The organism is Flavobacterium sp. (assembly GCF_046155325.1).
Lineage (GTDB): Bacteria > Bacteroidota > Bacteroidia > Flavobacteriales > Flavobacteriaceae > Flavobacterium.
Genome location: NZ_JBJXDQ010000178.1, coordinates 1 through 11,498, shown reverse-complemented (window position 1 = coordinate 11,498; position 11,498 = coordinate 1). Strand labels below are relative to the sequence as shown.

The 11,498-nt window shown below is 35.2% G+C and carries 10 protein-coding genes; 4 read left to right on the top strand and 6 right to left on the bottom strand.

Features of this window, described 5'->3' with window-relative positions; translation table 11 throughout:
• Positions 1-126: 126 nt before the first annotated feature.
• The 6 genes from ACKVOD_RS12170 to ACKVOD_RS12145 form a co-directional block, all read right to left on the bottom strand.
• Positions 127-1,428 (bottom strand): aspartate aminotransferase family protein, encoded by a 1,302-nt coding sequence (locus tag ACKVOD_RS12170; RefSeq protein WP_409209740.1) that lies wholly within the window; start codon positions 1,426-1,428, stop codon positions 127-129.
• 2 nt (positions 1,429-1,430) lie between these two features.
• Positions 1,431-1,907: an Lrp/AsnC family transcriptional regulator gene (locus tag ACKVOD_RS12165; RefSeq protein WP_409209739.1), complete on the bottom strand. Its 477-nt coding sequence runs from the start codon at positions 1,905-1,907 to the stop codon at positions 1,431-1,433.
• Between the two features lie 40 nt (positions 1,908-1,947).
• On the bottom strand, positions 1,948-3,573 hold the full coding sequence (locus ACKVOD_RS12160) for an amidohydrolase (protein WP_409209738.1): 1,626 nt from the start codon (positions 3,571-3,573) through the stop codon (positions 1,948-1,950).
• 55 nt (positions 3,574-3,628) lie between these two features.
• Positions 3,629-4,972, bottom strand: coding sequence for a 4-aminobutyrate--2-oxoglutarate transaminase (gene gabT, locus ACKVOD_RS12155; RefSeq protein ID WP_409209737.1), 1,344 nt, complete (start codon positions 4,970-4,972; stop codon positions 3,629-3,631).
• A 74-nt stretch (positions 4,973-5,046) separates the two neighbouring features.
• Positions 5,047-5,694, bottom strand: a complete 648-nt coding sequence (locus ACKVOD_RS12150; protein ID WP_409209736.1) for a GNAT family N-acetyltransferase — start codon at positions 5,692-5,694, stop codon at positions 5,047-5,049.
• Positions 5,695-5,707: 13 nt separating this feature from the next.
• Positions 5,708-7,243, bottom strand: a complete 1,536-nt coding sequence (locus tag ACKVOD_RS12145) for a Na+/H+ antiporter NhaC family protein (RefSeq protein ID WP_409209735.1) — start codon at positions 7,241-7,243, stop codon at positions 5,708-5,710.
• A gap of 219 nt (positions 7,244-7,462) precedes the next feature.
• Between ACKVOD_RS12145 and mmsA the strand changes: the two genes are divergently transcribed.
• The 4 genes from mmsA to ACKVOD_RS12125 all read left to right on the top strand — a co-directional run bounded on the left by mmsA (position 7,463) and on the right by ACKVOD_RS12125 (position 11,354).
• Entirely contained in the window at positions 7,463-8,920 is a 1,458-nt protein-coding gene (mmsA, locus tag ACKVOD_RS12140) for a CoA-acylating methylmalonate-semialdehyde dehydrogenase (RefSeq protein ID WP_409209734.1), read from the top strand.
• 142 nt (positions 8,921-9,062) lie between these two features.
• The gene (locus ACKVOD_RS12135; RefSeq protein WP_409209733.1) at positions 9,063-9,542 is read left to right on the top strand and encodes a GNAT family N-acetyltransferase; all 480 of its coding nucleotides are present in this window, start codon (positions 9,063-9,065) and stop codon (positions 9,540-9,542) included.
• A gap of 3 nt (positions 9,543-9,545) precedes the next feature.
• A complete protein-coding gene (locus tag ACKVOD_RS12130) occupies positions 9,546-9,992 on the top strand; it encodes a GNAT family N-acetyltransferase (protein WP_409209732.1) in 447 nt (148 codons plus the stop codon).
• A 27-nt stretch (positions 9,993-10,019) separates the two neighbouring features.
• Positions 10,020-11,354, top strand: a complete 1,335-nt coding sequence (locus ACKVOD_RS12125; RefSeq protein WP_409209731.1) for an aminotransferase class III-fold pyridoxal phosphate-dependent enzyme — start codon at positions 10,020-10,022, stop codon at positions 11,352-11,354.
• Positions 11,355-11,498 lie beyond the last annotated feature (144 nt).

Here is an 11,498-nt window from a genome sequence, read left to right as displayed (position 1 = left end):
GCGCCATCCATTGCGTCACACCATTCTCCGTTTATATATTGTTTTCTCATTTTGTTTGTTAAAAATTGTACGCTGATAAAACGGATTCGCAAAAGCGAAAACACGGATTATTGCGGATTTTAAAATTTATGATATCACTTCCTTTATAGTTTCTTCCAAAATAGCCAAGCCTCTTTCTAATATTTCATCTTCAATAAATAAAGGACTTAATATTCGGATGCAATTTCCGTAGGTTCCAGAAGTGATGATAATTAATCCTTTTGCCAAACATTTATCCACAATTGCTTTGGTCGAAATTCCATCTGGCATTCCAGTTGTTGGGTTTGAAAATTCGATGGCCAACATGGCTCCCAATCCACGAACATCAGTAATGTTTTTTGGATATTCAGCCTGCCATTGATTGAATTTCTCACGAACTATCTTGCCCACTTTTTCTCCAGCGGCATTGATATTATTTTTTTGCATATAATTAATACTTGCCAATGAAGCCACACAGCTCAATGGTCCACCCAAATAAGTCCCGCCAATAAGTCCTGGTTTGATGGCATCCATAATTTCGGCTTTGCCAATAACACAACCTATGGGCATTCCGCCACCCATTGATTTTGCCCAAGTCGATAAATCCGGTGTCACATCATAATGCTCATAAGCTGCCCATTTTCCGGTACGTCCAAAACCAGATTGTACCTCATCAAAAATCAAGAAGATGTTATTTTCAGTACAAAATTTACGTAAATACTGCACATACTTTTTGGAGGCAACCGTAAAACCACCTTCGCCCTGAACCAATTCCATTATTATGGCTGCGGTTTGAGTTACAGAAACCGTTGACGAAAAAGTTTTATGCAACTTCATAATCATCAAATCATCAAATTCGTCCTGAGTCATTCTGGCATTCATGCTCGGTTTATAATACGGATATTCTAACCTATAAACTTCCGGTGCATAAGGCCCGGCACCTTCTTTGTATTTCACATTTGATGTCAAAGTCATTGCCATCATTGTTCTACCATGAAAAGAGCCGTCGTAACAAATAATTGCAGCTTTTCCTGTTACGGCACGTGCAATTTTAATCACATTCTCAACCGATTCTGCACCAGACAATGTCAACATGGCTTTAGTCGCATCACCATGTGGAAATATCTCACACAATTTTTCGGTCAAGTCCATATATTGCTCATAAACAGAAACATTGAACGAAGCATGAATAAATTTTTCGGCTTGCTTTTGAATCGCTTCAATAATTTCTGGCACGCTATGTCCTACATTATTAACTCCAATTCCTCCTGCAAAATCAATTAATTCTCTACCGTCAGCATCAATAATTAGTGCCCCTTTTGCAGACTGAATGCTCGATGGATTGAAAATTCCGAGTGCGTTTGGCACACTTTTTTTCCTTCTTTCGTATAATTTATCCGTATTGTTCATTGTTACTTTCTTGATAATTTTGCTGATTTTAAATCGGGTTGTGAAAACTTATGGATTTTCATGTACATATTTGTTTTAGTGTCAAAAACACCCTCCAAAGTATGGATTTCATTGGCAATAAAATCATTGAGATGCTCCATATCCCGACACATCATATTGGCTTCGATATCATAATCTCCTGAAACAGTTGCCAAAAAACTAATTTCGGGCAACTTAGTCAGAGAAGTTAAAATGGCATTCATATGTGATTTGGGTTTTACCGAAATCATTATGCTCGCGTAGGCATTGAATCCAATTTTGTTAGGGTCAATTCTGCCAATTATTTTCAACGTTCCATCTTCGACCAAATTGATATAACGATGGCGAATTGTACTTACCGCAACATTTATTTCTTTCGATATTTCGGTGAACGACATTCTGCCATCTTTTTGAAGCAAGGTCAATATTTGGTAATCTAAATCGTCGTCTAATGCACTCATTTTTTTATGGTTTTAGGTTTTGGGTTTTAATAACCATATACTATTTCTTATATTTAATTTCTCCTTTTATCCATGTTTCATTGGTTCCTACCTTAGAAACGTTTTCTAACTCAAATGGATTTACATCCAAAACAACAAAATCAGCTACTTTGCCTTTAGAAAGACTTCCTTTTATAATTTCTAAATTATCAGCAATGGCACTTCCCATGGTGTAGGCTTTTAACGCTTGCTGAAAAGTTATTTTTTGGCTTTCGCCAATGACAGCTCCATCCATCGCTTTTCGGGTTACCGCAGTTTCCATATTAACCCATGGATTTATTTCTTTCACCACAGGCCCATCTGTAGATAGTGCCAAATTTATTCCATTATCCAAAACTGTTTTACACGGATAAACCACCTCTAACAACGCATCGGACAAAGTACTCTTGAAATTATTCGCCAACTCATAAATAAATATGGGTTGCATTGCTGCCGTCATATTCATTGCCTGAAAATCCTTTATATTTTCATTGGATAAAAATCCAACATGCTCTATTCTGTGTTTTAAAGTATTGTCGATTTTGAATAAATCACGATACACTTTCAAAGTCAAATCGATAGCCTGGTGTCCGATGGCATGTGTCGCTACTGAAAACCCTTTGTCAACGGCTTCTTTGGCTGTATTGTAAAATTTATCGTAATCCAATCTTAAAACCCCTTTGTATCCGTCTGTATTTTTATAAGGAACATTGATTGCCGCTGTTGCCGAACTCAAACCTCCGTCAGAAAAGAATTTCACTGTTTTTATTTGCAAAAATTCCGATTCATATCGTTCTGGTAAAACCTGAATCTCATCGGTTCCATCAGGAATTCGAAGCGGAAAAACATTCATTCTTACTTTTAATAAACCCTCTTGATCTAGCTTTATGTAAGCTGCCAATAAATCTTCATTAGCTGCAGGATCGGTTGCACTTGTAATTCCAAGGCTTAACAAATAATTATGAGCTTCGAGAATCATCTTTTTATATTCGTCGAATGTAAAGGCTGGAATAGTGTTCATGATTAATCCCAATGCCCTTTCGGTAAAAATTCCCTGTAAACTACCATTCTTGTTTTTACGAATTTCTCCACCAAAGGGAACTTCCGTGGTTTCATCAACTTTAGAAATTTCCATAGCTTTTGAATTGGCGATTCCAATATGAGCACAAGTTCGAATTACAAAAACAGGTCTATCAGAAATTACTTCGTCTAAATCTTCTTTAGTTGGCAATCGTTTTTCTTCCAGCACCATTTCATTAATTCCACGAGCCAAAATCCATCCTGAATTTGGATTTTTAATACCGAATTCTTTTAATTTTTTTTGGAACTCCGTTATAGATTTTACGCCCCGAACATCCAGCATGTAAGTTCTAAGGTGTCCAATTTTCCATACATGAATATGGGCATCGTTTAAACCCGGAATAATAGTCTGCCCTTGAAAATCAACTTCATCTGAAAATGAAGCAAATTGATTTCGCAAATCTATCGCTGTTCCAATGGCTTCGATTATCCCTAAACTATTAACCACCATCGACTCCGCTTGAGGCAAAGTGGGATCCATAGTAATGATATTGGCGTTGAACAAAAGCCCCCTAGCCCCCGAAGGGGGAACTGTTGGAGACTGATTATTTTGATTTGCGTTTTCCAATATATTAAAAAAATTAAATACAAAGTTGCTAATTCCCCCTTCGGGGGTTAGGGGGCTATCTTTCGGCTAAAACGTCTTCGATTGCTTGTTCAATCACGTCCATTCCTTCGTTCAATTGTTCGTCAGTGATTACAATTGGAGGCAAGAAACGGATACAATTAGTATACAATCCTGCTCTAATTAAAATCAATCCATTAGAAACACATTTTTTAATTACAGCCATTGCAAAATCCATATCGGGCTCCTTTGTGTTTCTGTCTTTTACAAACTCCACTACAAGCATCGCTCCCATTCCACGAATATCTCCAATGATTGAAAATTTATCTTTCATTATTGACAAACGGCTCGTTATGATGTTCCCAACATGAGTTGCTTTTGCCAAGAATTCTGGTGTGTTAATTTCCTTTACCGTTGCATGCGCGGCCACAACAGCAAGCGGACTTCCTGAATACGTTCCGCCTACTCCACCCAAATGCGGTGCATCCATAATTTCAGCTTTTCCCGTAGTGGCACTTATTGGCATTCCCGAACCAATTGATTTCGCCATAGTAACAATATCTGGTATAACGCCAGTGTGTTCAATAGCGAGGAATTTTCCAGTTCGACCAGCGCCAGATTGCACCTCGTCAGCAATAAAAACGATGCCGTGTTGGTCGCAAACTTGTCTGATTTTTTCAAGAAACCGTTTTGGAACAGGAATAAATCCTCCTTCGCCTTGAACTGGCTCAATAATTATAGCTGCAACAGCGGATGGATCAACCTGAGAAATTAAATTTTGGTCAAAACGTTCAATACAATAATCGATGTATTCGTCATCCGTCATTTTGTTGGGTTTTCTATATAAATTTGGTGACAGAAAACGATAAATATCTGGTGCAAAAGTGCCAAATCCTTTTTTGAACAAACCATATTTACTAGTCAAACTTAGTGTTAGCATCGTTCTTCCGTGATACGCTCCTTCAAAACAAATTACAGCCGGTCTTTTTGTATAATATTTAGCCACCGAAATAGCATTTTCAACCGCTTCTGAACCAGAACAAGACAACAATGTCTTTTTAGGAAAATCGCCAGGAGTAATCGCATTCAACATCTCCGCAAAATCAAGATACGGCTCAAATGTCGTAACCAATGCACCTGTATGGATGTACTTATCCAATTGTTCCTTAATAGCATCAACAACGACCTTAGGTCGATGCCCCAAATTAACCATTCCGATTCCACCTGCAAAATCGATTAATTGATTTCCATCTACATCCCACACCAAAGCCCCTTCGGCTTTTTCCACAACAACCTCGGTAGATTTTCCTAAACCAGATGGCAAAGCGGCAGCTCTTCTTGCTAGAATTTCTTTGCTTTTTGGTCCAGGAATTTCGGATACCTTTTTAATTTGAGTTCCCATTTTATTTAAAATTTATTTTTTTATCGGCAGATATCATCTGCCATTATTAATAGTTATTTATTATAAAACCCAATCTACAATCTAAAATCAACGTCTACTGGGCGATACATGAGTATACTTGCGTATCCTGAATCGGGATCATTTATATAATTATACAAAGGCCTAATCCATCGAAAACCCGATTTTCTTTGCGGAGTTATCGTAGGGTCCGAGAATTTATTAATTTCCAGAGCATAACAATATTCTTCTATGGTCATTTTATCTTTTACTTTTCCATAACCAATAGTCATTCCTGCTATTATTTGCCCTTTCAATTTTAATCCTTTGCAAATTTCATTTCTAGCATTATACATTTCTGTAGAAAGTCCCAATCCTCTGTATTCTGGCAAAACACCCATATCAATTCCGTACATCCAATCACCCTCCGGTTTATGCGCATTGGTAATCCATAAATTATCCGTCTCTTCTAGAAAAGTACTATCATGTTCTGGAAAATAACATCGGAAAGTACTTGCTGAAGCAAGGATATTGCCTTCTTTTTCTATCACTAACTGACCTGCTGCAAAAACTTTAATATGATTTATAAAATGATCTCTAGTTAATAGCTCCGATTGATGTAATGTCGGATAACAATGCCTCTGAACATACTCCATTTGAATTGCATCATCGGGAGTTGCATTTCGTAATACAAACTCGTTTTCTAAAATATTTTTATAAATCATTTTGCAAATAAATTTACAATACAAACCCAGCTATAAGATATACTATAGAGGAAGCCACAAAAATTATTAATTGATATGGAAATTGTGAAATCCCATGTTTCATCATATCCACTTTACATGATTGCGCAGTTAAAACTCTATTGTCCGAGAAGAAACAAGCTGCTGCACCCCAAACTGTTCCAGATGCCAATGCTCCTTGTGTTAACCAAAAATCTGCATGAACTTGAGTTGATAAAATAGCCGTTGTAGGTACAAGAATGGCATATATTCCCCAGTTTGAACCCGTTGCCCAACATATCCAAGCTACCAATGCAAAAACGATAAAGGGTAATGTTGCACTATTTAACCAACTAATTCCTTGCAAGTGCGATGCTACAAACTCATTAAATCCTAATGCGTTTTGAACATCCTTTAATAAATAAGTGAACCCTAAAACTGCCAATACGAATGTTATTGTTTCAAGACCTTTTACAAAATTATCAGAAATTTTATGGAAATCAACAATTTTAAACAGCAAGAAATACAAATAAACAAATACACATGCCGTTGCAATCCCTCTTAACGCATCGATACTTCCAAAAATATAATCCATTGACAAAGTAAATCCACCTCCCCAATAATCAAAATCCCAAGGATAAGGAAATATAGTTGCCCAAATCAAAATCAGCAAAGGCAAAATGAAGTAGGACAATTTTCCTTCTTTTTTGTCTTTTTTAATCAATTTTTCTTTTTTCTCTTCTATAACAACAGCCGCTTCTGATTGTTTAATTCCTTTTAAATCAGGTATAAACTCATAAACTACCAAGGCGCCTAGAATCAAAGAAATCCAAGCCGAAAAATTATAGGGAATCGTGTGCATAAACGCTTCAATTGGACTTGTAATAGCCTGTCCTGCAGCATCAAGAACTCCGCCTTCGATTGCTGTTAATTGAGTTCCGTAAAAAATAGTCCATGTTGAAATAGGGAATATGATTGTTAATGGAACGCAAACAAAACTTAACACCAAAGCTAATTTAGCTCTAGAAACACCAAATTTATCCGTAATTGGTCTCATGGTATTTCCAACTGATAAAGCGCTAAAATAATCATCCAAGAAAAAGAAAAAACTCAACCAATACGTCATCAACAACGATTGCTTTTTAGTTTTTACATGATTTTCAGAATATTTACCAACGGCTTTTATCCCACCAGAGGCCACCACCATTTGCACAAAGGCTCCGTATAATATACATACTAATATTACCCAAATTAATCCTTGATCATGAGCATCTCTTGAAATAGAAGAAAACAAACCATCAAACATGTTTAAAGGAAAAATCATTCCCTCTCCTTCTGGAAACCATTCTTTAGAGCCTCCTTGCGAAGCTAACAGGAGGAATCCTACTGCACATCCTATTATTAGAGGTTCTAATGCTTTTCTTGTAATAATGGCGATTCCTAAAACGGTAAATGCTGGAACTAAAGCATGCCAATTGATAAAATAACAAAGTCCTGCCATAAATAATAAGGCGACTCCGATAATTGTTGAAATTGATTTCATTGATTTCATTGAATTTGGTTTTTGGTTAGTAAATAGTAAATAATAATTGCTTAAATCGGTTACATTTAAACTCATTAACAACATTAATCTACGCAAACGTTGTAATTGCAAATAAATTAATATATCTATAATTTTTTTGTAAATCTAACAATATTTTACACAATTACAATAAATATTGTTTATTTTATTAATAATTGTATATTTGAAAAAAATATAAAATCAATAACGATGGTATTCGACGAAGTAAAAAACTATAGCAAGGGAGAATTTAAAACAGGTAGTTCTTCTATTATTCATACAATTATATCTCCATTGGACGGAAATAAACTTTCTCATTTCAATGAATCTACTATGGATGATTTGAATGAGATTGTGATTTTTGCAAAAAAAGCGCAAAAAACGTGGCAAAAAGTAACCATGAAAGAAAGAGCACAAGTTTTTTATAAATACAAACAATTATTAGAAAAAAATAGTGCCGAACTTACTGAAATCATATACCAAGAAAACGGAAAAATCCACGGAGAAGCAAAAGCAGAAATTGATAAAGCAATCGAACTTACTGAATTTGCTTGTTCGCTACCACAATTTGTAAACGGCGAAAACATGGAGGTCAGCAAAGGAGTTTACTGTTCTTCTACTCGAATTCCTGTTGGAATTGTAGCTTCGATTGTTCCTTTTAACTTTCCAGTAATGGTGCCACATTGGACTATTGTAAATGCAATAGCCTTAGGAAATGCTTTTATATTAAAACCTTCTGAATCTGTTCCTATCAGCAGTCAATTCACCGCTCGTTTATTAAAAGAAGCGGGACTTCCTGACGGTCTTTTTAATATTATTAATGGGACGCAATCTACCGTTGAAAACATTTGCGATCACCCAGGAATTGATGCCGTTACTTTTGTAGGTTCAACCAAAGTGGCGAAAATCGTTTATCAAAGAGCGAGTCATAATCTAAAACAAGTACTTGCCCTTGGCGGAGCAAAAAATCATATTATTTTATTACCAGATGCACATCCTGAAATGGCTTCCTCTAATATTGTTGCTTCCATGAGCGGATGTTCTGGTCAACGCTGTATGGCGGCCGCTACATTAATTGCTGTTGGAGATTGCGATGCCATTCTTGAAAAATTAATTGGCGAAGCAAATAAAATTCAATGCGGCTCCACTTTAGGATCGGTGATTTCAAAAGCCGCCAAAGAACGGATTGAAAATTTTATTACGGAAGCAGAACAACAAGGGGCGAAAATTATTTTAGACGGAAGAAACACCATTGTTCCAGGGAAAGAAAATGGATTTTATGTGGGTTCAACGTTAATAGATTACGCTACTGCCGATATGCGAATTGCAAAAGAGGAAGTTTTTGGACCCGTTTTAGCCATTGTTCGTGTCAAAACGATTGATGAAGCTTTAGCAATTGAAAATGCAAATCCTTACGGAAATGCTTGTTCTGTATTTACGCAAAGTGGTGGCTTGGCTAATTATGTTACTGAAAATGCTTCGGCTGGTATGTGTGGGGTAAACATTGGTGTTCCTGTTCCAAGAGAACCTTTTGGTTTTGGTGGATGGAACGAATCCCGTTTTGGGTCTGGCGATATTACCGGAAAAAGTTCTATTGGTTTCTTTACCAAAGAAAAGAAAACAACAACCAAATGGAATCCAGAAGCGGGAACTAATTGGATGAGTTAAAAACTAGGTTGCAGATTTCAGGTTGCAGATTTTAGATTTAAGCTAGAAAAAGTAAAATCTTCACATTTATGATTGGGAGTTGAAATAGTATTTTTTTTAAATAATTTTTAATTTTTGTTTCGTAATTTTTAATTGATTTTAAATGTTAGTAAAAGTTAAAGCATCCGATTTTAAATTTATATATGAATTATACATGAATCCAGAAGTAAATCCTTATTTGCTTTACGAAATAATGAATTCAGAAAATTTTATACCAATATTTAATGACTTGCTAAAAGACGATGTTTTATACCTCTATAAAGGAGATTCAGAAACCATAGGAATGTGTAAACTTATCCAGCAAAAACATAGAAATAACCACATTATGTATTTAGGCGGAGTAGCTATTCATCCTGATTATTTTGGGAAAGGATTTGGAAAAAAAATGATGTTGGAAATTATTGATTTTTGCAAAAACAAATCCGTTTCAAGAATTGAATTGAGTGTGGATACTAATAATGAAAAAGCAATTCAATTATATGAAAGTGTTGGTTTTTTAAAAGAAGGGATTTTAAAAAATTATACTTTTCTAAAAAGCAAAAACAAATATATCGATGAACAAATTATGTCTAATTTAATATAAAAAATGATAAGAAAAGCCTCCCTTAAAGATTTAGATCAGTTAACCCCATTATTTGATAAATACCTGATTTTTTATAAAAAAAAATCAAATTTAGAAAAGCATAAATCCTTTTTAAAAGAAAGAATAGAAAACAATGAAGCCATTATATTTATGGCTTTCGACGATGAAAACAAAGACAAAGCTATCGGATTTGCTTTGATTTACCCAACATTCTCCTCTGTTTTACTAACCAAAATACTAATTTTAAATGATTTATATGTTGATTCCACTATTCGAAAAAATGGAATTGGAGAAAAATTAATCCTTGAAACTGTTGCTTTAGCAAAGGAATTAGACGCGAATTTAATTCGTTTAAGAACGGCTAAAAATAATACAATCGCACAAGGATTGTATCATAAAATGGGATTTGTAAGAGACGAATTCCTTCATAGTTATGATCTATTTGTTTAATAAATTGAACCAATAATTTTAAATGTAATGTTAAGTAAAGAACAAATAATAAGTGATAGTAAGCAATTCAGTTTATTTACTTGGGTGGCCCAAAAAAATGTAAATCCCATTCCAATCGAAAGAGCAGAGGGAGTTTATTTATATGAAGTTGGGGGCAAGAAAATCATCGATTTTTCGAGTGGTTTAATATCTGTAAACATTGGCCATGGTGATCAAAGAGTTACGGATGCTGTTGTGGAGCAAATGCAAAAAGTGAGTTATGTAACTCCTTCATGTACCACCGAAATCCGTGCTGTTTTAGCAAAAAAATTAGCAGAAATTTGTCCTGGCAATTTAAATAAGGCGTTTTTTACACTTTGTGGTGCATCTTCGATAGAAAACGCCATAAAATTAGCACGCTTATATACCGGAAAACACAAAATTTTTGGAAGATATAGAGGCTTTCACGGAAACTCATCAGCGAGTATGACAGTGGGAGGAGATCCAAGAAAACAATTCACGGACGGACAACAAGCAACTAATATTTTTCATCTAGATGATCCATATGATTTTTATGGACTAAGCGATCAAGATGACGCAACGCGTTTAAAATGGAGTTTGGATTCGGTAGAAAGAATTATTCGTTATGAAGGCGGACATTCTATTGCAGCCTTTGTTTTTGAGGGCGAAAGCGGTTCTTCGGGCTGTTTGCATTATCCAAATGGCTACTTAAAAGGAATCAAAGCGTTATGCGAAAAATATGAAATTCTATTTATTGCCGATGAAGTAATGAGTGGTTTTGGCAGAACCGGAAAGTGGTTTGGTTTTGAACATAGCGACATTATTCCAGATATGATTTGCATGGCAAAAGGCTTGACTTCCTCTTATCTTCCGTTAGGCTGTTTGATGGTTTCGGATAAAATTGCTGCAAAATATGAAGATTCTCCTTTATGGCTGGGCTTAACTTATAATTCACATCCAGTGGCTATGGCTGCTGCACTTGCTGTAATTAATATTTATGAAAGTGACAACTTGATAGAAAACACCAAAAAAATGGGTGCTTATATGGAAAAACGAATTGATGAAATGAGAGCGAAACATCCGTCAATGGGTAATTTCAGAAATAAAGGATTATTAGGATGTTTGGAATTAGTAAAAAGTAGAAAACCTTACGAATTGATAGCTCCTTTTAATGCTAATGCTACCGAAATGGAGGTCATGAACAAAGTGGGTGCTAAACTAAGAGAATTAGGATTATATACTTTTGTTCGCTGGGGATATATATTTATTACCCCACCATTGACGATAAACGAAGCGCAAATAGAGGAAGGTTTAGCAATAATTTCAGAGGCTTTAAAAATTGCCGATGAATATGTGGTTTAATCAATTATATAATGAAAATTTCCGTTCTCAATTTAGGCCGGAAATTTTTAAAAATAAACAATCTTTGTGAACGTTACAGCCTAAAATTATTTAGCTTCTAAAATAAGTAGTAACTGTTATAAAGTGTCGTATTTTAAAATATTA